Annotated in this window: 20 protein-coding genes and 1 pseudogene; 3 read left to right on the plus strand and 18 right to left on the minus strand. The window is 60.4% G+C overall.

Features of this window, described 5'->3' with window-relative positions:
• Genes ACLCGK_RS04055 through ACLCGK_RS04065 form a run of 3 tightly spaced genes read right to left on the minus strand, consistent with a single transcriptional unit; the run spans window position 1 to window position 2,592 of the window.
• The gene (locus ACLCGK_RS04055) at window positions 1-684 is read right to left on the minus strand and encodes an iron-containing redox enzyme family protein (protein ID WP_410951329.1); all 684 of its coding nucleotides are present in this window, start codon (window positions 682-684) and stop codon (window positions 1-3) included.
• A 1-nt stretch (window position 685) separates the two neighbouring features.
• On the minus strand, window positions 686-1,231 hold the full coding sequence (locus ACLCGK_RS04060; RefSeq protein WP_410951330.1) for an acetyltransferase: 546 nt from the start codon (window positions 1,229-1,231) through the stop codon (window positions 686-688).
• An 8-nt stretch (window positions 1,232-1,239) separates the two neighbouring features.
• Window positions 1,240-2,592, minus strand: a complete 1,353-nt coding sequence (locus ACLCGK_RS04065; RefSeq protein WP_410951331.1) for a phenylacetate--CoA ligase family protein — start codon at window positions 2,590-2,592, stop codon at window positions 1,240-1,242.
• Window positions 2,593-3,246: 654 nt separating this feature from the next.
• On the opposite strand from ACLCGK_RS04065, the gene ACLCGK_RS04070 reads away from it, so the two are divergent.
• From ACLCGK_RS04070 to ACLCGK_RS04080, 3 genes are all read left to right on the plus strand, one after another.
• A complete protein-coding gene (locus ACLCGK_RS04070) occupies window positions 3,247-4,716 on the plus strand; it encodes an anthranilate synthase component I family protein (protein ID WP_410951332.1) in 1,470 nt (489 codons plus the stop codon).
• Window positions 4,713-5,294: an anthranilate synthase component II gene (locus ACLCGK_RS04075; RefSeq protein ID WP_410951333.1), complete on the plus strand. Its 582-nt coding sequence runs from the start codon at window positions 4,713-4,715 to the stop codon at window positions 5,292-5,294. Before ACLCGK_RS04070 ends, ACLCGK_RS04075 begins: the two co-directional genes overlap by 4 nt.
• A gap of 284 nt (window positions 5,295-5,578) precedes the next feature.
• A complete protein-coding gene (locus tag ACLCGK_RS04080; RefSeq protein ID WP_410951334.1) occupies window positions 5,579-6,310 on the plus strand; it encodes a helix-turn-helix transcriptional regulator in 732 nt (243 codons plus the stop codon).
• Here the strand turns inward: ACLCGK_RS04080 and ACLCGK_RS04085 are convergent.
• The 15 genes and pseudogenes from ACLCGK_RS04085 to trpC form a co-directional block, all read right to left on the minus strand.
• Entirely contained in the window at window positions 6,292-7,584 is a 1,293-nt protein-coding gene (locus ACLCGK_RS04085; RefSeq protein ID WP_410951335.1) for a nucleotide sugar dehydrogenase, read from the minus strand. The two genes, ACLCGK_RS04080 and ACLCGK_RS04085, sit on opposite strands and share 19 nt — an antisense overlap.
• 30 nt (window positions 7,585-7,614) lie before the next feature.
• Window positions 7,615-8,646 (minus strand): anthranilate phosphoribosyltransferase, encoded by a 1,032-nt coding sequence (trpD, locus tag ACLCGK_RS04090; protein WP_410951336.1) that lies wholly within the window; start codon window positions 8,644-8,646, stop codon window positions 7,615-7,617.
• A gap of 12 nt (window positions 8,647-8,658) precedes the next feature.
• The gene (locus tag ACLCGK_RS04095; RefSeq protein ID WP_410951337.1) at window positions 8,659-9,339 is read right to left on the minus strand and encodes a phosphoribosylanthranilate isomerase; all 681 of its coding nucleotides are present in this window, start codon (window positions 9,337-9,339) and stop codon (window positions 8,659-8,661) included.
• On the minus strand, window positions 9,336-10,121 hold the full coding sequence (gene trpA / locus ACLCGK_RS04100; RefSeq protein ID WP_410951338.1) for a tryptophan synthase subunit alpha: 786 nt from the start codon (window positions 10,119-10,121) through the stop codon (window positions 9,336-9,338). The genes ACLCGK_RS04095 and trpA overlap by 4 nt, the downstream gene beginning before the upstream one ends.
• Window positions 10,118-11,350 (minus strand): tryptophan synthase subunit beta, encoded by a 1,233-nt coding sequence (gene trpB, locus ACLCGK_RS04105; protein ID WP_410951364.1) that lies wholly within the window; start codon window positions 11,348-11,350, stop codon window positions 10,118-10,120. Before trpB ends, trpA begins: the two co-directional genes overlap by 4 nt.
• A 24-nt stretch (window positions 11,351-11,374) precedes the next feature.
• A pseudogene (locus ACLCGK_RS04110) lies at window positions 11,375-11,983 on the minus strand (phenylalanine--tRNA ligase beta subunit-related protein); the annotation flags it as partial.
• Entirely contained in the window at window positions 11,980-12,396 is a 417-nt protein-coding gene (locus tag ACLCGK_RS04115) for a DUF6917 domain-containing protein (protein ID WP_410951339.1), read from the minus strand. The pseudogene ACLCGK_RS04110 and the gene ACLCGK_RS04115, both read right to left, overlap by 4 nt.
• Window positions 12,386-13,303: a Gfo/Idh/MocA family protein gene (locus ACLCGK_RS04120; protein WP_410951340.1), complete on the minus strand. Its 918-nt coding sequence runs from the start codon at window positions 13,301-13,303 to the stop codon at window positions 12,386-12,388. Before ACLCGK_RS04120 ends, ACLCGK_RS04115 begins: the two co-directional genes overlap by 11 nt.
• On the minus strand, window positions 13,300-14,385 hold the full coding sequence (locus tag ACLCGK_RS04125) for an Ldh family oxidoreductase (protein WP_410951341.1): 1,086 nt from the start codon (window positions 14,383-14,385) through the stop codon (window positions 13,300-13,302). Before ACLCGK_RS04125 ends, ACLCGK_RS04120 begins: the two co-directional genes overlap by 4 nt.
• 5 nt (window positions 14,386-14,390) lie before the next feature.
• Entirely contained in the window at window positions 14,391-15,665 is a 1,275-nt protein-coding gene (locus tag ACLCGK_RS04130; protein WP_410951342.1) for a M20/M25/M40 family metallo-hydrolase, read from the minus strand.
• The gene (locus ACLCGK_RS04135; RefSeq protein WP_410951343.1) at window positions 15,649-16,518 is read right to left on the minus strand and encodes a sugar phosphate isomerase/epimerase family protein; all 870 of its coding nucleotides are present in this window, start codon (window positions 16,516-16,518) and stop codon (window positions 15,649-15,651) included. The genes ACLCGK_RS04130 and ACLCGK_RS04135 overlap by 17 nt, the downstream gene beginning before the upstream one ends.
• Window positions 16,502-17,611, minus strand: a complete 1,110-nt coding sequence (locus tag ACLCGK_RS04140) for a DegT/DnrJ/EryC1/StrS family aminotransferase (protein ID WP_410951344.1) — start codon at window positions 17,609-17,611, stop codon at window positions 16,502-16,504. Before ACLCGK_RS04140 ends, ACLCGK_RS04135 begins: the two co-directional genes overlap by 17 nt.
• The gene (locus tag ACLCGK_RS04145; protein ID WP_410951345.1) at window positions 17,608-18,741 is read right to left on the minus strand and encodes a DegT/DnrJ/EryC1/StrS family aminotransferase; all 1,134 of its coding nucleotides are present in this window, start codon (window positions 18,739-18,741) and stop codon (window positions 17,608-17,610) included. The genes ACLCGK_RS04140 and ACLCGK_RS04145 overlap by 4 nt, the downstream gene beginning before the upstream one ends.
• Entirely contained in the window at window positions 18,741-19,775 is a 1,035-nt protein-coding gene (locus ACLCGK_RS04150) for a Gfo/Idh/MocA family oxidoreductase (protein ID WP_410951346.1), read from the minus strand. Before ACLCGK_RS04150 ends, ACLCGK_RS04145 begins: the two co-directional genes overlap by 1 nt.
• Complete coding sequence (gene trpC, locus ACLCGK_RS04155; protein WP_410951347.1) at window positions 19,772-20,560, minus strand: indole-3-glycerol phosphate synthase TrpC; 789 nt, start codon at window positions 20,558-20,560, stop codon at window positions 19,772-19,774. The genes ACLCGK_RS04150 and trpC overlap by 4 nt, the downstream gene beginning before the upstream one ends.
• Between the last annotated feature and the right edge of the window lie 19 nt (window positions 20,561-20,579).

Here is a 20,579-nt window from a genome sequence, read left to right on the forward strand (position 1 = left end):
TCAGGAAGCCTCACGCATGCTGTCCTCGCCCGCCAGATAGGCACGCAGGGCCTCCTCCAGCAGTTGCCCGGTCAGCCACAAGGTGACGCGCGCCACTTCCTTGATCTGCCGGCGCTCTTCCTCGGTCTTCACCGCACGTTCCATGGCCAGGCGAACTTCCTCGGAGTGCTTTTCGTCGATGGTCGAATGCGCGACGAAGAAGGTCATCTGCTCGTCCTTGAGCTTCAAGTCACTGCGGAAGCGATCAAGCACCGGCTGGATATGCTCATAGACGTCCTCGGCCCAGTAGCTGTAGCCCAGCCGGGCGATCGGGCCCTTGCGGATCGCTACATCATTGAGGAATGCGATCAGAGCCTGGGTGGGTGCCAGCGGTGCGGGCATCTGCTGTGGCAGCAGGCCGACAGCCTCCAGATCGCGCAGGACCATGCGCTCATGGCCAAGCTCCTCCAGTGCATGCTTGTAGACGAAACGAAGCAAGGTGGTTTGCTCCGGGTCGGCGCTGAATGCACAGGCAGCCTGGTTTACCGAGTTGTAGCGTGTGTAGTGATAAACCTGCAGCATTACCTGCTGGTACAGCGCTGGTGGGGTGGCATTGGCCAGGCTGAACTTCCAGTATTCACCCTGCTTGATCTGGGCCCAGCCCGCTTCGACGATGGCGTCGAGTTCCTTGAAGAATGCCTGCATTTCAATTGCCTCCTTTGACGGTTTGGTAAACGTGTTCAAGCTCCAGGTAAACCAGGCTGTAGCGCCGCTCGGCCTGAGCTGTAGCCCAGGTGATGTCATCCGCGAGCACTCGCCCGCCTAGCCCGACATACAGCGCGGCCAACTGGCCCCGGCACAGCGCTGAAATGAATCGCAAATGGGTGTTGGCCTTCAGCCAGATAGCCGCTTGCAGCAAGAAGGTGCGCAGGTGTCGGCCGCCGCGGTAGCGCTCGTCCAACACCAGGCGATTAGCGTCGAAGGCATCGGTGGGTATCGGAAAGTGCACATGCACATCAACCGCGCGCTCGGCAAAACTCAGACCGTGGCCCAAAGGGGTTGCACGCAGCGTACCGACCACATGGCCGTCATCCAGGTACACCAGGTGGTAGGAAAGGGCATCGCGCAGCGCTTCGCGCCGCTCGTAATCATCCTCTTGCGCAGGATTTTCCCCCAGATAGCGCGCCCGAAGCTGCCTGACAGCTTCGAACAACTCGCTGGCGGAATCGATCACACATACGGACAGACCCATGGCTGCGCTCACCGACCTTTGCGTTGATCAACGATGCGGGCCTCTTTCCAACTGAACCAGCTGCCCAGGTTCACATGCTCGGCCAGGTCATCGACGACCATGACTGTGGCTTCGACCCCCAGGCGTTCGCGTAACCGCTCTTTGACAAGCAGCACCAGGCGCCCCCGATCACCTTCGAAGAAACGCGACATCTCCAGTTTGGCAATGACGGTATCGCGATCGTTGGCGCGGCTGAGGACGACCTGGTAGCCGAGGCACTGCTCGACCCCTTCGAGCAAGGCCTGCTCGATCTGCGCAGCAGAAAACGCGCGGTCATTCAACTGCACCGCATCCTTGACGCGCCCGACCACCTTGACAACCTGGCGCATGGACTGCGCAAAGCCAGGGCGCGACTGGATCGATACCAGGTCACCGGTGCGATAACGGATAAGTGGTTTGCTGCCGGGTATCAGCATGGTCACGCACAGTTCACCCTCCCCGGTCGCCCCTTGGCTCTGGCCCGTAACCGGGTCCAGCACCTCGATGAGGTAGTTCAGACGATGAGGCACCAACTGGTCATTGGCATTGCAAGCCGCAATAATCATCGCTTCCTGCGAGCCATACAGGCTGTTGTAGGCTTCTGCTCCCCACAGGCTGAAAAGGTTGTTCTTGAGTGCCGGCGTACACAGTTCGCCGCTCATCATGAATGCGCGCAGGCTGAAGTCTTCGCGCGGATTCAATCCTTGACGCTCGGCCTCCTTGGCCATGGCCAGCAACAGGCCAGGCGCCGATGCGAGGACCCCAATGCGCAGATCCTTCAGCAGCTGCAATGCCTTGGGCCAGCCGATTACCGGCGAATGCGGCCAGATCTTGGCGTTGCACAGTTCGAGTTGGGTACAGACGTCGCCCAGGGTATCGCCAAAGGAGTGAACTTCGGTCGGTCCCATGATGCCAACCACGGTCTTCTCGCCCGGAAAGTGCTTCTCCACCACGGCCTGATAGGCCATGGCCAATTGACGATTGCTGGCATGGCTTTCTTTCCGATCCCGTGGGCAGGGTGTCGCCGGGCCGGTGGTGCCGGTGGTTTCGTAGTAGAAGATGGCATCTTCAAGTGGCCCAGAAAGGATATCGAAGCCCGCTTCGCGCAAGTCATCCTTGGTAGTGAAAGGCAAGGTCGTCAACGCGTCGAGGGACAGGTTGCCAGCATCGACCTGGGCCAGGTGCCGGGCGTAGAAGGGAGAGTTGCGCTTGACGTGATCGACTACCTCTCGCAGCTGTTGCTGATGCCATTCGGCCAAGGCGGCATCGGTCAGCGTGTCAGTCCAATATGCATGGTGAATCGGGTCATAGCGTTTCTTGAAGGTGTCCAGTTGTTCTTTCATCTCAGGCGCTCCGGTTGAGGGGGACTGCAACTCAGCGACCGGTACCTTAGTGGTTGAACTTGCAGTTACCCAGCTGCGCTATTCCACAGTTGCGCGCACCTTCGAATCTTGATATGGCACGGTGCCATACGCGATCTGGTATTATTTACCGCGCAAACTATTGCGACTCTATAGTTTCCGCCTGCCTGACTATTCATGCGGCAACTGTTGACACTGTACAACCGCGCTGGTAGTTTCGGTTCACTGTGGTCTTCTACCGCAGTGCTTAGCCAAGACTGGGATGTCTAAACATGTACTATCACCTTTCTGCTATCCGCTCCTCCCTCAGCTACCCTGTTAGCTGCTCTCGTGCCGTCCTGGCCATTTTCAAAAGCAATACCTGGCGTCGCTAATACAGCGAAGACCAGTGCTGGCTGTCTGACAGCCGTCTCCTGATCTTTTTTCTCCGTACCTGGGCAACCGCCCTCCAGCCTTGCCGGCTATTCGTCAGCATGCCTGTCAGGCTGCGCGACGCGTGGCAGCGGCGGCGGTCGCCGGTATCCGGTATCCGGAACATAACTTTCAGACCCAATTAAAGTGCTCGAGCACTTTAAATCCGTTGGCGCTTTCTGTTGAAAGCGCCTGAACCGCTTCACCCTGAAAATGGTATTAACCGTGAATAATCATTTACTCCGCGTGGCCACACTTCGCCATGAAGAACGTCGCGCTACCGATGCACTTGGTATTTATGCGCATGCACTTGAGCAACTCGGCCGTGAATCGGTGTTCATTCTCGAGTCGCTCTCTGGCCCGAGCCGTGACCGACGCGCCACCATCATTGGCCTGGAACCACTATTTGAAGTCTGTATCGATGAACGGCACGCTTACCTTCGTGGCCAGCCTGAACTCTGCGATCACCTGTATGGCTGCCTGCGTCAGCACGGCCTGAATATCAGCGCGGATTTGCAAATCGAATTACAGGACCGCGAAGCCGCTTGGGATCTACTTCGTTACATTCAGAAATTGTTCCTGCCTTCGCCGGGCGCGGCCCACAGCCTCGCCTACTTCGGCTATTTCTCGTACGACAGTGTACGGCTGATCGAGCGCCTGCCCGCTCTGGCCGAACAGACCCATGACTATCCACTCATAGCCTTGTCGGTTTACCAGACGCTGGTGTACTTCCACAGCAATGGCACGGTAGAGACCCTGATCAACAACAACGCGTTGTGGCCTGCACGCAGCCTGGCGGCTTATCCATTCCTGCAGGCCCCTGCACCTGCCATCTCGCAGGCGCAGCCCCATTACCCGCAGGTATTCGAAGAAACCCGAACAGTCACCCCGGAGCAGTTCAACCAGCGGGTGGAAGTGGCCATGGAGCATATCCGCGCCGGGGACGTGTACCAGATCCAGCTGGGCCACGAGATCCGCATCCGCTCGCAGGTCACGCCATTCGATGTCTACAAGAGCCTGCGTACGCGCAACCCTTCTCCTTACATGTACCTGGCACATGTCGGCGGGATCGACTTGATCGGTGCCAGCCCCGAACTGTTCGTCAGGATCAAGGATGACCTGATTGAAATGCGCCCCATTGCCGGAACTGTAGGCAAGAAACCCGGCGTCGATCCGACCGACCTGGTACTCGAACTTACCCGTTCGGAAAAAGAGCGCGCGGAGCACCTGATGCTCATTGACTTGTGCCGTAACGACATTGGTCGGGTATGCCAGGCAGGGTCGCTGGAGGTCGATGAATTCATGCTGGTGGAAGAATATTCGCACCTGTACCACATGGTTTCGAATGTGCGCGGGATCTTGCGCCCAGGCCTGGATGCCTACGACGTGATCAAGGCGTCATTCCCGGCCGGGACCATGTCAGGCGCCCCCAAGGTCAGGGCGATGGAACTGATCGAAGCGATGGAAAGCAATCGCAGGGGCATCTATGCAGGCGCCCTAGGCCTGATCGGCTTCGATGGCAGTGTCAACACTGCACTGTGCATTCGCTCCACCGTACATGACCAGGGCACCTATCACCTGCGGGCCTCCGCAGGCGTGGTAGCGGACTCGACGCCCGAAATGGAGTGGAAGGAAACGCTTTTCAAGATGGGTTCCGTTTACCGCGCAGTGACCGGCAAGGAGATTGCACTGTGAAAGTCTTTTTGATCGATGCCTACGACAGCTTTGTCTTCATAATCAGCCAGTACCTTGAACAACTCGGGCTGGAAACCCGCGTCGAGCGCCATGATCAGCCTGACCTGATCCAGCGGATCGAGGCCTTCGCGCCGGACTTCTGTGTACTGGGACCCGGCCCTGGGCACCCTGCGGATGTTGGCTACATCGAAATCATCGAGCATTTTCAGGGACGCCTGCCGCTACTCGGCGTCTGCCTGGGCCATCAAGCCCTGGGGTTGGCGTTCGGCGCCCAGGTCTGCCGCGCTGCACATGTCATGCACGGCAAGGTGAGCGAGATAGAAAACGATGGCAAAGGCGTGTACGCCCATACGCATGGTCGTTCGATCAAGGCAACCCGCTATCACTCCCTCATGATCGCAGAACAAGGCCTGCCCGAGTGCCTGCAAGTGACCTCACGGTCCACCGACGATGGCTACATCATGGGCGTTCGTCATCGCACGCTGCCAATCGAAGGCGTTCAGTACCACCCGGAAAGCATCCTCACGGAAAACGGGCTGGACGTGTTCCGAAGCTTCATCAGGCAGTACCTGGGCTGACGTGTAAAACGGCATGGAGCCATGTCATGGCACCGCTTGCCTGAGGGCCGGACCGGCCCCAATCCCCGGAAAACCGAACGGCATTCCATGGTTTGTGCAGGGCCGACACCGCCCTGTCAAACCATGGCATTCCCGCAGACGCAGGGCACGCCGTGTAACCGGACGATGTCACGTGGGCGCCGGACCAATGCGGTATCAACAGGAGCGAATTGTTTATGGACAAGCACACCGTATCGTTTTCTGCTCACGGGCAGACCGAGGTTTCTTCATCAATGAGCACTTTCATGAGTCTCGCCAAGGATACCAACCGCTCTGACTGGGAGCGCCTGCTGAAAAAAGTATTGCGCAAACTGGGCTTCGCCAGCTTCCTGATCAGCCTGGGGCCTGCCCGTCCACTGGACGCGAACCCGTTACAGGGGGTTATCACGACCTTTCCCAGGCAATGGCTGGAGCAGTACTGCAGCGATGGGCTCATCGAAATAGACCCTATCCTCAAGCACTGCCACCGGGAACTGGTACCGATTTTCTGGGCTGCCGAACGCCGGAGGGCACGCGGTCGCTCGCGGCACTTTTGGGACCAACGAGAACAGTTCGGGTTACGCAGCGGTGTCAGCATACCGCTGCGCTACGAACTGTTCAGGGGCACCTTGAGCGTGGCATTCGACGACAGCCAGGCCGCAAGCCAGCCAGACTTCTCCAACCCGGCAGTCAGCCAGCTGTTCATGCTGGTGCCCTACCTGCTAGCCGGCTTGCGTTACCAACTGCATGCCGGTATGCCAGTACGCCAAGACCTGACGCCCAAGGAGACGGAGTGCCTTTACTGGGCCAGTGCCGGTAAGACCAGTTGGGAAATCAGCCATATACTTGATTGCTCAGAGCGTACCATCGACTTTCACCTGCTCAACGCCCGACACAAACTTGGCTCGGTCAGCCGGCAGCAGGCGGTTGGTACCGCCGCCGCCAGCGGGCTTATTACGGCAACCCGTAGCCCGCTCGGCTATAACCGCCAGAAGTGATAACCCTGAGCTTCGTAAGCGTTGCGATCCAGCACCGATTTGACATCGACGACGCAAGCACCAGGCAGCAGCTTTTCATGCATCGCGCTCATGGCTTTGCTGCGATAGGCCTCATGAGGCACCGCGACAATCATTGCATCGGCAGCAGGCAACCGTTCCCAGGCGGTCAGCTCGAAACCGTACTGCCTGGCAACCATCACCGAGTCGGCCAACGGATCATGCACATGCACGTTGACGCCATAAGCGCGCAGCTCGACAACAATGTCATTGACCTTGGAGTTGCGTACATCGGCGCAGTTTTCCTTGAAGGTGAAACCCAGCACGTTCACGGTGGCGCCCTTGACAACGCGGTTGGCGGCGATCATCTGCTTGATGGTTTTTTCGACGATCCACTTGCCCATGGCATCGTTGATGCGCCGCCCTGCCAGGATCACCTGCGGGTGATAGCCATGTGATTCAGCCTTGTAGGTGAGGTAATAGGGGTCCACACCAATGCAGTGCCCACCCACCAGGCCCGGCTTGAAGTCCAGAAAGTTCCACTTGGTGTTGGCGGCCTCGAGCACTTGGCACGTGTCGATCTTGAGCTCGGAAAAAATTACCGATAGCTCGTTCATCAGCGCAATGTTCAAATCGCGCTGGGTATTCTCGATCACCTTGGCAGCCTCGGCCACCTTGATCGAAGGTGCCCGATGCACACCGGGACGAATGATCAGTTCGTACAGCCCGGCCACTGTAGCAAGGCTTTTCGGTGTATCTGCCGATACCACCTTTACCACTTCGCACAGAGTATGCTTACGATCACCTGGGTTTATGCGTTCAGGTGAATAGCCCACATTGAAGTCTTCTTTCCAGCGCAGGCCGGACACTGTTTCCAATACCGGGATACAGCGCTCTTCGGTGGCACCCGGGAACACCGTGGACTCGAAGATTATCAAGGCGCCCCGCTTCATATGCGTCGCCACTGTCTCGCTGGCTTTCAACAATGGCGACAGGTCGGGCTGATTGGCCGCGTCGACCGGCGTCGGAACCGCGACAACGATAATGTCGGCATCACGCAACACCGCCGGGTCTTCGCTGTAGACAAGGTGAGTGGCCTGTTGCATCTGCTGGGCGGTCAGCTCCCCGGCAGGGTCGATCGCATCACGGTACTGCTCGATGCTGCGTCGGCAGATATCGAACCCGATGGTGGGCAGGTGCCTGCCGAACTCCACTGCCAGCGGCAGCCCGACGTAACCCAACCCCACTACCGCTACGGTGCCCAAAGTCGTGTCCATCCTTAGCTCCTTATATCCCGTGCCTTGCCTTCAGTTGCGCAGCCCTTGGGTAAATGACAACAACGATTCGTAGGCATGCATGGCCTGCCCGCTATCCACTGCTCGCGCCGCCATCGTTACGCCTTCGGCCATGCTGGCAACCTTGCCGCATACATGGAGCGCTGCGGCACTGTTGAGCAGAACGATGTCGCGGGGCGCTCCCGGTTGCCCCTGAAGCACGTCGAGGAACATCTGTCGGGCTTGAGCGACACTTTTCACCCTCAAGGCGTCCAGTGCTTGCGGGACCAGACCGAAGTCGGACGGGTGCAGCAGGTATTCGCTGATGCAGCCGTCCTTGAGTTCGGCGACAACAGTGGCGCCAGACAGTGAAATCTCGTCCAGGCCATCCAGCCCGTGGACTACCATTGCCCGCTCGCTGCCCAGCGCATCGAGAACCTGGGCCATGATCGGCACCAGTTCAGCGCTGAATACCCCGAGTAGCTGGCGATCAACGCGTGCAGGGTTGGTCAGCGGGCCGACGACATTGAAGATGGTGCGCATGGCCAGTTCGCTGCGCACCCTAGTCAAGCCAGGCAATGCCGGGCGATGCACAGGCGAGAACATGAAACCGATGCCGATCTCTTCAAGGCACCTGGCAATCTGTTCAGGTCCCAGGTCAAGGTGCAGCCCCAGTGCCTCCATGACATCGGCACTGCCGCAGGTGGAACTGACACTGCGATTGCCGTGCTTGGCAACCCGTACCCCAGCGGCAGCTACCACAAAGCTGCTGGTAGTCGAGACATTGAAGGTGGAGCGGGCATCGCCACCCGTACCGCAAAGATCTATCAAAGGCCCCTTGCATGCATGCTGTACCGGAATCAGATGCTCACGCACGACCCGTGCGACGGTTTCGATTTCATCTGCCTGAAAGCCCCTGACCTGCATGGCGGTCAACAGGGCGGCAATCAGCGAATCGGGCAGCCGCCCTTGCATCAATGCACCAAATGCACCCTGCAACTGCGCGGCTGGCAAAGACTCTCCCTGGCTGTATCTCATCACCAGATCTCGTACATTCTGCGGCATGTTCAGTACTCGTCAGTTGGGCCGGAGGCCTGATTGCGCGGCAGCGACACCGTGGCGTGCATCGACCAGGCTGGCTTGCTGCGTACCTCGCGCGTTGTGGGAAAAGGCCAGCCGGGCATTGGTGCAGAACGCTTCTATGGCCTGGGCTGACTTGCACCCCGCCGAGGTCTCGACCCCCGAAGAGACATCCACGCCAGCAGGCGTCAAAGCCCGTACCATGGCCGCGACATTGCCCACCTGAAGGCCACCGGCGATCATCGCCGCACGGTAGTCTCCCACCGGCCAGCGGTGGGCTATGCCATCCCCCGCGCCAGGGTCGAGCAATGGCAGTTCGCTGCTGCTGGGCCCTGCCCGATAAGCTGTCGGTTGAATGCGGCGGATCAGCGGCAGCCCCAGGTTCGCCCAGCAGCAACCCCGTTCACTGCCGTGCAATTGCACCAGGTCCGGGGCAAGCGCAGCACAGGCCTGCCTCACATGCTCGAACGGCTGATCCATGAAGACAGCAACCACCCGGGCCCGCCCCGCCACCTGCTTGCGCAGCGCTACCGCTTGCTCCACGGTCAGGTAGCGCTTCGAGCCAGTTACCAGCACCAGGCCTATCAGGTCGACGTCAGCATGCAAGCAAGCCTCGACATCTTCATGGCGGGTAATGCCACAGACTTTTATCGTGCCCTGCGGCCACACCACAGTCATGCGCGCCCCCCGTTGAACGCCGCCAGGTATTGCTTCGCCTGTTCCGCCGCATCAACCGGATTGGCCAAACGCCTTGCCAGGGCGCTGCCGATGATCACGCCCTCCGCCTGCTGCCACATGAGCCTGGCCTGCTCTGGCGTACCTATGCCAAAACCCACCGCCAACGGCAGGCTGGTCACCCGCCGCACCCGCTCGACGAATGGCGTGATATCGGCCAACTGATCGCGTTCGCCAGTGGTGCCCAATACTGAAACCAGGTAGAGAAAGCCCCTTGCGTGTCGGGCAATAGTTGCCAGGCGATCGTCGCTCAGGTTTGGCGTAACCAGGAACACTTGATACAGCCCCTGAGCTTCCAGCGCTGTACGCAGAGGTTCACTGTGCTCTACAGGCATGTCAGGAACGATCACGCCACTGATCCCTGCCCTAGCCGCTTGCTCGGCGAATTTCGCGTACCCGTGATTGAGCAGCAGATTGGTGTAGGTCATGACCACCAGCGCAGGCGACTGCCCGTCGCGAGGCAGGCTGGCGATCTGCTCCAGCGCCAACGACAGCGTCATGCCATTGGTAATTGCCGTATGGCTGGTGTGCTGAATGACAGGGCCGTCGGCTACCGGGTCTGAGAACGGGATGCCCAGCTCCACGATGTCGGCCCCGCCCTGCTGCACGGCCAGCATCAGTGCCGGCAGGCTGTCTAGCGCGGGGTAGCCCACAGTCAGGTAGGGCATCAGCGCCTTTCTGCCCTGCCACGCCAAGGTGGCGAAACAGCTGTCGATTCGGTTCATTGCAGATTCTCCTTCACTGTGGTGAGTTCTGTGATGGTCTGCATATCCTTGTCACCACGACCGCTAAGGTTGACGATGATGCGTGCGCCTTCAGGCAAGCGAGGCGCCAGCATAATTGCGCCAGCCAGGGCATGCGCGCTTTCCAGCGCCGCGATGATGCCTTCGCTGCGTGCCAGCAGTTGCAGGGCATGCAAGGCCTGCGCATCGCTGGCCGAGAGGTAGCTGGCCCGACCACTGTCATGCAGCTGCGCGTGCTCCGGGCCGACCATCGGGTAATCCAGGCCAGGCGCCATGCTGTGGGTCTCGCCGATCTGGCCATGGCAGTCCTGCAGTACATAGGAACGGCAGCCTTGCAGTACACCTGGGCGGCTTTGCCCGCCACCACTGAAGCGGATCGAATGCTGCCCGCTGTCTTCACCCTGCCCTGCGGCCTCGATACCGAAAAGTTGCACGGATGCGTCGTCGACGAATGCCGAGAACAGGCCGATGGCATTGGAACCGCCCCCTACGCAAGCAACTACGGCATCGGGCAACGCACCCTGTTCGAAAGCCATGAACTGGCGCTTGGCCTCATCGCCGATAACGCTCTGGAAATACCGCACGATCGCCGGGTAGGGATGCGGTCCCAAGGCTGAACCCAGCAAGTAGTAGGTGTCATCAGCGTTGGCCACCCAGTCACGCAGTGCTTCGTTGATCGCATCCTTGAGTGTCTGCGTGCCACTACTTACCGCAACCACCTTTGCCCCCATCAAGCGCATGCGCTGTACGTTCAGTGCCTGGCGATGGGTGTCGCGAAGGCCCATGTAGATGACGCACTCGATACCCAGCAAGGCGCAGGCTGCCGCCGTCGCCACGCCATGCTGGCCGGCGCCGGTTTCGGCCACCACGCGGCGCTTGCCCATCATCTGGGCCAACAACGCCTGCCCAAGGGCATTGTTGATCTTGTGCGCGCCGGTGTGGGTCAGGTCCTCACGTTTCAGGTAGGTTTTCACGCCGATCTCGCGCGAGAAGTTTTCCACCAGTGTCAACGGCGTGGTACGGCCAACATAGTGTTCGAGCAATTGCCGGTAGCGAGCCTGGAACTGAGCACTGCCAATAACCTGCCGGTAGCACTCCGTAAGCTCACCGATGGGGGGCGAAAGGGTTTCTGCAATGAAGCTGCCGCCATGCTCGCCAAACCACGGGCCTTGATGCCGCAGCGCCTCAAGGGCCTCGCCGCCCTTGCTCAAACGCCGCGCGGCCAGCTTCAGTGCCGCGGCCACCGGAGCGGTTTCCAGTGGCGACAGGACGCAGCCAAGCAGCAGCAGTTCACTGCAGGACGGCCTGACCGCCGTATGCTCGGTGTCTCGAATGGAAAACAGGGACAGCACCTTGCTGGCATCACGCAGTACCAGTTGCCCTGCCGGTAAGGCTTCCGCGCCCTGCCCGCCTACAGGTAGAAACGCTTCGCCTTCGGTCGAAATATCCAGCCTCAACTTGCCTTCGATCGCCTTGGCATCGAAGGCCCCCAGAGAAGTCATGGTCGACACTGCAACCCAGTTCACCGTGTCGACCAGCGCATTGATCTGCGGTAGACGCGCCTGTGGTCGGCCAAACGCCCGGTAGATGAATCCGGCGACCGAAGGCAGCTGCTTGCGTGGATTGATACCGGCCTGCTGGTAGTAGGCCGCAAACGGGGCAACTGCGGGGTGGGCGAGCAAACGGTCCTTGTCCACGCCCGCCCATGCGGCTTCGCTAGCGGACCAGTCCAGTGCATCGCTGTAGCCATGACCAACGCCCGGCACACGCAGCGCCAGCACTCGCGCACCTGGGAAGTGGTCTTGCGCAGCGGCAGTGACGTCAATTTCGAAAATCTCGTTCATCGTTGCTCCTCGAAGTGCAGAACGCTGCCAATCCCGGCATCGTTCAGCGTGTCTGCCGTCATCAATCTGTGCGTGGCAATCAGGATGTTGTAATGATTGGGAAAGTGGCACTCGTCGAAACCCAGGACCCAGCCAAGGCAGGCATCCCCCGACCACAGCAGATCACCGCGCTCGATGACCCCGGCTTGCTGGATTTCCACAAAGCCGATAAAGCCGACCCGGTCGATTCGGCTACCGGCCTGGGCATCCAGTTGGTCGGTGCTCACCACCTCATGCAGTTCTCCCTGGCGCACGCAACGCGAAGCATGTTCGATCAAGGTCATGCCACGGTCATGCCGGGTATGGAACAACAGCTTGACCAGCTTGCCGTCCAGCCGCGCTTTCGAAGGCCTCGGGCTCCGCTCAACGACCATCACTGGCCTCCAGCGCATAGGTATCACGCACCAGCCTCACTGCATCGATGCCGATCGTCCCGTCTTCGGCGTTGCCGCGGATGCTGCTGGCCAAGTGCGCCAGCACGCCCTCGTATTCGTGGTAGAGCGAGGTCTTGAACCCTTCACTACCTTCGAGCATGTCGATGATGAACTGGCTGCCATCGGCATATTCGATCAGCAGGTCTTTCTGTTCGCCAAAGGGGTAGTCCCAGCTCAGCTCCGCACTTACCGCCAGCCCGCCCGGCCCGGCCAGTGAAATTTGCGCACCCATGTCGACGCCCATCGCGTTGCGCCTTATCTCGGCCCTCTGGACCTGCAGCGTTCCCAGCGCGAAGCTGAGGGTGTCGTATACGTTGGGGCCGTTGTCGGCAACACAGCCGCCACCGCACGAAGCACTGTCCAGGTACCAGGTATCACGACCGGCATGCTCTTCGATGCGTTCGTGATAGCGCGCTGTAACCTGCCGCGCGCCTTCAAACCGGCCTTGCTCCAGTGCCCGTAACAGATGATGGTTGTAGCGGCGATGAAAAGCCGTCAGCAGCGTCAGCTGGTAACGCCGGGCCATGTCCCTGAGTTGCAGGGCCTGCTGCAGGTCCAGCGTCAGGGGTTTTTCGCAGCAGACGTGTTTGCCTGCCCGCAGCGCCGCCTTGCAGGCGTCGAAATGCAAGTGGTTGGGCAGGTTGATGATGACAGCGTCAAGCTGCGGGTCGTCGAGCAAGGTGGCATAGTCATCGTGACAGGCCACCGGGCTGGCCGCGAAAGGTGCCAGGCGCTCCTGTGAGGTATCGCACACCGCCCGCAGCTCGCACACCGTGCTTTGCTGCAACGCTTTAAGGTAGTAATGGGAAATGACTCCCATACCGATGATGCCAAGCTTGATAGTCATGCAGCTGTCCTCTTCAGGGGCGCGATGCCGAGCCTTGCGGCGATATCATCGAGTTGTGCCAGCAGGGCCTCGTCGACCGGTACACCGAGACGCAGGCGTTCCTCACGCACTTGCGCATCAGGCTCGCCGGGGTAGCGCAATGGCTCGAAGCCCTCATGCACGGGCGCGTCGTGAATGAACTTGAGCAGGCGGTCCATGGCTTCGGTAAACGCGTTGGAACTGCCGAATGCGTCAGGGCGCAGCACAAGGAAGAAGTGCCCGATGTCGTTACGCCCTGCCGCCATCTGGTCCGCGCCGGTCTGGGCACCACTGAGCGCTCCGCAAAGGATGTCAACCATCAGCCCCAGACCGAATCCTTTGTGCCCGCCCTGCTCGAACCTCGAACCGCCAAGCATCGGCAACATGCCGCTGCCGCTCAGGTAACTGCGCGGATCTTCAACGGCCCGGCCCTGGGCATCGAGCAGCCAGCCTGGCGGCAACGTTTGCTGCCGCCGAATGGCCTGCTTCACCTTGCCACTGGCACAGACGGTAGTGCTCATGTCCAGCCAAAAGGGAGCAGCCGCCCTTGCAACCGGTGAGGCCAGACTGATGGGATTGGTACCGATCAATGGCGCCACGCTGCCCATTGGGTGAGCTACCGTTTCGCGGCCCAGATTGGTCATGGCCATGCCGATCATCTGGTGCTCAAGCGCCAGCCCGGCATAGAAGCCGGCGGCGCCGAAGTGGGAGCTGTTGCGCACCACGACACAACCGACGCCGTAGTCGCGCGCCTTGTCTATTGCCCGGGTCATTGCCTGGCGGCCAGCCAGCAAGCCGAGACCACCACCGGCATCCAGGGTGGCGCAGGCGCCCAAGTCGCATGCCCAGCGCGCTTCGGCCAACGGATTGATGTCACCGCCGAGGATACCGGCCATGTAGACATTGCCCAGATTGGCAATACCGTGGGTGTCGTGACCAGCAAGGTCGGCATGTTGCAGTACCTGGGCCGCGTCCTGGGCCTTGTGCTCTGGCACCCCGCAGGCGGACAGTGCCGCGACCGTGAAACCGTGCAGCTCACTGGCTGCGATGCGTTGAAACTCCATGTCAATCATCCTTGTTTGGCAGCACGGGTTGCCTGCCGGGCGACAGTTATCAGCAGCGTTTGAACAGCCTGGGCGAAATGCTCCAGCTCGGGGAGCGTGACATGCTCCCTGCTGGTGTGCGCTCCGTTGGCGGCCAACGACCCCGGCCCCCAGACGATGCTGTAGGCATGCGGGCCTTGGGCCCACATGGCATCGCAGGTAAACGCCTGCGCCGGATCGGGATTGGCCAGGATGCCAGCCTCGGCCAGCAGGTGTTGCAGCGCCACGTCGTGGTTATCCAGTACCGGCAAACCACGCTTGAGCCACCGCGCCTGGCAGGTTGCCTGCAACCGCTCTACGGTCCTGGCGAACGGCTGACAGCCGGCAAACCTTGCCTGGCATTCCTGCAACGCATGTTTGAACGCCTCGTCCACCAAACCTTCGGCGTCACGGGCCAGCGTCGCGCTACGGTAGGCAAAATTGAACAGGCAGCGCCCGCTGCCATAAACCCTGTTGTGGTGCATGCCGGTGTGCAGCCCAGCCAAGGTCATTTTTACCTGCAACTGCTGCAAGGGCGCAGCCAGCCGCGCCGCCATCGACTGGGCAACGAAGCCCAGCACCAGCGTTGCGTTATCGCCTCGTTGAGGAAAATCATCCGTCGAGTCCTCGCCATCCATGCTTACTTCATATGTCATGGAGGTGGTGGAAGCATCGAAATAGCCGCCACCGGTTGGCTCGACGAACACATTCAGGCGCCCTTGATAGCCCAGCGCGCAAAGGTGCCGCGTGCCATAGATACCCATGGCGCCGCCTTCCTCACCAGCTACCACCTGTATCAGTACCCGTACCTGGTCCAGCACTTGCGGATGGCGCAGACGCAAGCCGTCGAGGGCAGCGAGCAAAGCAAGGCCAGGGCCCTTGTTGTCCACTGCCCCTCGCCCATGCACGCAAGTGCCGTCCACCCGCACCGGCAAATGGGGTGAAACCGTGTCCATATGGAAGTTGAACATCACCGTGTGCGGCGCTGTGCCCTGGCCGACTTCCAGCACCAGATGTGGCTGGCTCTCGAGAAAACCCGGCATGTCCGCCATGCGTCGTTGCACCGGTACTGGAACCTGCCCGGCAGCTGGCAAAGCACCCACACCGTTGAATACCTCATGCATGCCAATCTGCTGCGCCCATTGCGAAAAACACGCATTGGCCTGGGCAATGGATGAAGGCTCGCCGGTTTCCATCGGTGTTACCGTGTCGATGCTCAGCAACGTTTCCAGCTTGGCGACATATTCAGGCGTGAACAGCATGGCGAACCTCCTGACACGAAGCGAGCAGGTCCGAGGCCTTCCTGGCGTATGCCTGGTAGGTCTGCCATTGCTGATGTGCATCAGCACCCTGCAGTTGCAGGTGGGGAATCAGGCACAAATGCGGTTCTATGGAGAACCAGCCTGCGTAATCATGCTCAAGCAACAAGTCGATGCAGGTGCGGGCCTGGGCGTGGCCATCGCCAGGAAAGCTGTAGTGCACCTGCTGCTGCGCCTTGTAGCCATCTTTCAGGTGTACATGCACCACATGCGGCAGCACCTGGCGCAGAAAGTCCAGTGCTTCGTAGCCATAGCTGAGGCCATTGCCAATGTCGAAGAGCAGTTTCAGGTGCGCTGAGCCAACGGCATCGAGCAATTGCAGCGTATGCTCGGCGCTCTGCCCGCCCCAACCTGCGCAGTTTTCATGAATCAGCACTACATCCGCCTGTTCGGCCATTTCGACCAGCCGCTTGAAGCGCTCGACCACCGCGTTCTGCCAGTTCGCTTCGCTCAAGCCGCAATTGGGATATGACATCACCCGGATCATCCCACAGCCCAGGCGCGATGCCATCTGTAGCAGCCGTTGCAACTCGTCCATGTCAGCCTGGAACTGGCCATCGATGCGGCTGCCCCAGTTACCGATCTGTGAGGCCAGTGCCACCACTTCAAAAGATTGTCTGCGCAGTGCATCGCACAGCGAAAGGCGTGAACGCTCCGACAGGTTGGCCACCGGTACATTGTCGACACTGCGCAATTCGAGGTGCTTCCACCCCAATTGCGTATGGCATTCCACCTGCTGCGCAAGCGTGGGGCAGCCCTCGTCGGATACGCCGGTGAGCTTAAGCGGCATAAGCATGGGAGAACGCCTCCAAGGCTGCCACCACGAGGGAAACCTGCTTGTCATTCATGCCAGGGCACAGTGGCAGTGCCAGGCACTGACGCGCCAGCATTGCCGCCACCGGGTAGCTGCCTTGCGACCAGGCGGCAAAAGCAGGTTGCGCCGGCAGAGGTGCGGAAAAATGCACCTTGGTCGCAATACCTCGAGCTGACAAGTGATGGTTCAGCTGCTCACGCTGGGCACAGCGCAGGACATAGGCATGGGGTGAAAAATTTGCCGAGCCTCGCTCTTGCCCTGCAAACAAAGGTCCAGCTGCTTCAATCGCCTGGTCGTAGCGCCTGGCAATGGCTTGTTTTCGCGCGAGTTGTACGGCGTTGTCTGGCAAATGGCGCAGCAACCAGGCCGCATTGACCTCATCCATCCTGCTGTTCATACCCAGCAGTTGGTGATAAAAGCGCCGCTTACCGTCCTGGCCATGATTGCGCAGCATCCTGACGGTGTGTGCCAACTGATCATCGTTGGTGACCACAGCGCCACCGTCCCCCAGCCCACCCAACGGCTTGGCCGGGAAGAACGAATAGACGCCCACATCCCCCAGGGTTCCACACCTGCGACCGCGCAAGCGGGCGCCAAATGCCGTTGCGCTGTCTTCAAGCAGCAGTACCCTGTCTGGCAACACGCCCCGTATGGCATCGATGTCGGCTACCCCACTGAACAGGTGGGCAACCAGCACGGCCCGCGTCTTCGCCGTCACCGCCTCGGCCACCGCTTGCGCGTCCAGCATGCAGGTGCCGGGATGAACATCGACAAACACGGGTGTCGCGCCTGCGCGTACAATCGCCGAAGCCGCCGACACATAACAGAACGCAGGGGTTATCACCTCATCGCCTGCGCCGATGCCGGCAGCGATCAACGACAGCGTCATGGCGGAAGTCGCTGAGCTCACACACACGACATGCCTGGTCCCCACCTCGTTCGCCAACGCCAGTTCGAAGTCCTGAACGTTCTGCTTGAGAATGAAATCACCTTGGCTAACCTGGCCAACAAGAACATCGAGGATTTGCTGCGGCGCGTGCGGGTAACGTCGCTGGAAGTCCTGGTACTGGATCATGGCTTGGCTCCGTTCAATGCGTAGAATTCGCAAATGGCCTGACAGACCAGCGCAACATCGGCCGTGGTCAGGTCGGCATACAAAGGCAGGCCCAGCGCTCTGGTGGCGGCGCGCTCTGCTACCGGGAAACTGCCGGGGGCATGGCCGTGCGATGCGCAAACCGGCTGTAGGTGGAGGGGCAACGGGTAGTAGCTTTCTGTACCGATGCCACGTGCAGTCAAAAAGGCTGCCAGGGCATCACGAGACTCGGCCTCGATCAGGTACACGTAATCCACGCAGCGTTGCTGTGCAGACCTGGGCAGCGTGAGCGGAAGCTCGAGCCACTGATGCAGCGCTGCAAGCCCTTGGTCATACGCCCGCCTAAGCACAGCTCGTCGCTCGATGTCGGCCTCCAGCTCTGGCAGTCGCGCCCGCAGCCACAACGCTTGCAAGTCATCCATCCGGCTGTTGTAGCCCAGACACTGTGCCAGCCCTTGGGCATCGCGCCCGTTGTCCAGTATTTGCCGCGCCCGCCTGGCGAGTTCTGCATCCTGGGTCAGGATCATGCCGGCATCACCCAGCGCCCCGAGCGTTTTTGTGGGGAAGAACGACAGCACGCCCATCTCGCCGATCAGCCCCGCATGGGTACCATTCCAGCGCATGCCGATACCTTCCGCGCTGTCCTCCACAACGTACAGGCCATGGCGGCGGGCGATACTCATCACACGGTCCATGTCAGCCATCTGACGGAACAGGTGGACCGGCATGATGGCCTTGGTCCGGGGTGTGATCCGCGCCTCGATCTGCTGGCAATCGAGCGCATAGCTGTGCACCTCGACATCGACGAACACAGGCGTGGCGCCAACCTGCAACACGCAGGACACCGAGGCGAAGAAGCTGTAGCACGGCACAATGACCTCATCACCAGGGCCAATACCGAGTGCCATCAGGCATATCACCAACGAGTCCGTGGCATTGCCGGTAGCAATGGCGTGAGCCGCACCGGTGTAGCTGGCCAGCGCCTGCTCAACTGCACGCACTTGCTGGTCATTTACCCAGCCAGCCTGGCCGTGCAACTGTTCAAGCCCCTCCTCCAGCAACGGTAAGGCGCGGCTCAACCCCTCGGTGATCCGGAAAAATGGAACAGTCATCAAAAGGCCTCCTTGGCCAGGGCGTCATGGGGCGAAGTCGAACTGGCTGGCGCTGCTGCGGCGCGCGCCATATCCAGCAGCGCAACCACCTGCTGATTGAATGCCAGCGTGCTGCCCAGCGGCGCTTCATCGGCATTTCCGGCAAGGTACTCAGAGAAATGCTGGTAGTACCGGCCCAGGCAAGCGGTCAGCGGTTCATCGGCAAAAGCGTCCAGCGCTGCTGCTGTGGAACACCTGAACTGCGCATAGCTGTCGTCGGCACTGACCGGGAAAAACCCTTCACACCAATGGCCATCGTCCAGCTCAAGCCGGATGCTGCGCTGCCGCACAGGGCTGGACAGGTCGGAGTTCAGCTGCACTTCGATTGCCTGTTCATCCACCCAGTGGATCAACCCGCTTTTCATGGCTGGTCGCAGGCAACCTTGCAGTTGCAGGTCCTGCACGGCGCACTGCATGGCATCGCGCGGCGCTTTGGCGAACAGTAGGGCGAGGCTGACCTGGTGCGGCATTTCTATATCGAACAGGTGCTCATCGCTCCGCGCCAGGGTACGAGAAAAGCGCGGCTTGTGATGTTCTACCCGTATCCTTCTCAAGCTGTCTTCGCGGCCGTGCAACCACTGCCTCAACCGCGGCACCAACTGGCTGTGGCTCCACACTGAAACGACAAGAATGCGTGCTTGGTAAAAGGCTTGCAGCGCCAGCAACTGCTGGCATTCGGTCAGGTCCATGGCCATTGGTTTTTCAAGAATGATGCAGCGGTAGCCCGCTTCCAGCGCCTGGCGCACATGCTGCAAATGCATGGCCGGTGGCGTGCAGACATGCACCACACCGTGCTTGCCCGAGAGGGACGCTGCGTCTGGGAGCTGGCGTTGCTTGCTCACTTGCTCAGGCACGGCAGCACTGACGGCCGGGTCGACGGCAATGATGCTGTAGTCGACATTGCCCAGCCGCCCCTGCCGATGCAGCGTACGCAGGCTTGCCAGATGCAGGTTCCTGCCGCAGTGGCCGAAGCCAACGATGATTGGCTGAATCATGCTGGCACGCCCAGCCCAAGCAGGTGCCGGATTTCCAGTTGGGGGTCCGGCGCCGCCAACAGGCGCTCGCCGATCAACGTCGCGCTAAAGCCGATGGCCTCTACGGTGCGCATGTCCTCGCGACCAGCGATGCCACTTTCGGCCACTGCAATGACCGAAGCGGGCAACCGCCCGAACAGCTGTGCAGTGCGGTCGAAGTTGACCTGGAACGTGTCCAGGTCTCGGTTATTGATGCCGATGATTGATGCGTCCGCCGCCAATGCCTGATCGATGTCTGCTTCATCGAACGTCTCGACCAGCACTTGCAGGCCCAATTCCGTAGCTAGCCTGTGCAGTCGCCCAAGGGTGTTTGCCGGCAGGCAGCGCACGATCAACAGTACAGCGTCCGCCCCGAGGGCGCGGGCCTCGAAGACCTGGTACTCATCGACAATGAAATCCTTGTACATGACCGGCAGCGTCAGACCAGGATGGTTGGCCAACTGTCCGACAATGTGGGGGGCATTGCCGAAGAACCGGCTGTCGGCAATAACCGAAAGCGCGCTCGCACCGCCAGCCTGATAGTCAAGTGCCAGTTGCAACGGATCGTAGTCGGCGCGCAAAACGCCCCTGGAGGGAGAGCGGTATTTGCACTCGGCGATAATCGACACCCCTTGGCCAACCAGCCGGGCAGCAAAGTCGCGTGGAGGACGCGCACCTTCAATACGGCTGAGCATTCGGTCTATGCCGAAGGCTTGCTTGCGCTGAGTGGTTTCAGCGACCTTGTACCTGACGATTTCTTCGAGCATGGCCTTCCCCTTGGCAAAT

Source organism: Pseudomonas sp. S1(2024), from assembly GCF_046557535.1.

Bases quoted from the DNA above. Each gene is read 5' to 3' on its own strand.
- ACLCGK_RS04055 (WP_410951329.1), bottom strand. From the start codon at position 684: ATGCAGGCATTCTTCAAGGAACTCGACGCCATCGTCGAAGCGGGCTGG.
- ACLCGK_RS04060 (WP_410951330.1), bottom strand. From the start codon at position 1,231: ATGGGTCTGTCCGTATGTGTGATCGATTCCGCCAGCGAGTTGTTCGAA.
- ACLCGK_RS04065 (WP_410951331.1), bottom strand. From the start codon at position 2,592: ATGAAAGAACAACTGGACACCTTCAAGAAACGCTATGACCCGATTCAC.
- ACLCGK_RS04080 (WP_410951334.1), top strand. From the start codon at position 5,579: ATGAGTCTCGCCAAGGATACCAACCGCTCTGACTGGGAGCGCCTGCTG.
- ACLCGK_RS04085 (WP_410951335.1), bottom strand. From the start codon at position 7,584: ATGGACACGACTTTGGGCACCGTAGCGGTAGTGGGGTTGGGTTACGTC.
- trpD (WP_410951336.1), bottom strand. From the start codon at position 8,646: ATGCCGCAGAATGTACGAGATCTGGTGATGAGATACAGCCAGGGAGAG.
- ACLCGK_RS04095 (WP_410951337.1), bottom strand. From the start codon at position 9,339: ATGACTGTGGTGTGGCCGCAGGGCACGATAAAAGTCTGTGGCATTACC.
- trpA (WP_410951338.1), bottom strand. From the start codon at position 10,121: ATGAACCGAATCGACAGCTGTTTCGCCACCTTGGCGTGGCAGGGCAGA.
- ACLCGK_RS04115 (WP_410951339.1), bottom strand. From the start codon at position 12,396: ATGGTCGTTGAGCGGAGCCCGAGGCCTTCGAAAGCGCGGCTGGACGGC.
- ACLCGK_RS04120 (WP_410951340.1), bottom strand. From the start codon at position 13,303: ATGACTATCAAGCTTGGCATCATCGGTATGGGAGTCATTTCCCATTAC.
- ACLCGK_RS04125 (WP_410951341.1), bottom strand. From the start codon at position 14,385: ATGGAGTTTCAACGCATCGCAGCCAGTGAGCTGCACGGTTTCACGGTC.
- ACLCGK_RS04130 (WP_410951342.1), bottom strand. From the start codon at position 15,665: ATGCTGTTCACGCCTGAATATGTCGCCAAGCTGGAAACGTTGCTGAGC.
- ACLCGK_RS04135 (WP_410951343.1), bottom strand. From the start codon at position 16,518: ATGCTTATGCCGCTTAAGCTCACCGGCGTATCCGACGAGGGCTGCCCC.
- ACLCGK_RS04140 (WP_410951344.1), bottom strand. From the start codon at position 17,611: ATGATCCAGTACCAGGACTTCCAGCGACGTTACCCGCACGCGCCGCAG.
- ACLCGK_RS04145 (WP_410951345.1), bottom strand. From the start codon at position 18,741: ATGACTGTTCCATTTTTCCGGATCACCGAGGGGTTGAGCCGCGCCTTA.
- ACLCGK_RS04150 (WP_410951346.1), bottom strand. From the start codon at position 19,775: ATGATTCAGCCAATCATCGTTGGCTTCGGCCACTGCGGCAGGAACCTG.
- trpC (WP_410951347.1), bottom strand. From the start codon at position 20,560: ATGCTCGAAGAAATCGTCAGGTACAAGGTCGCTGAAACCACTCAGCGC.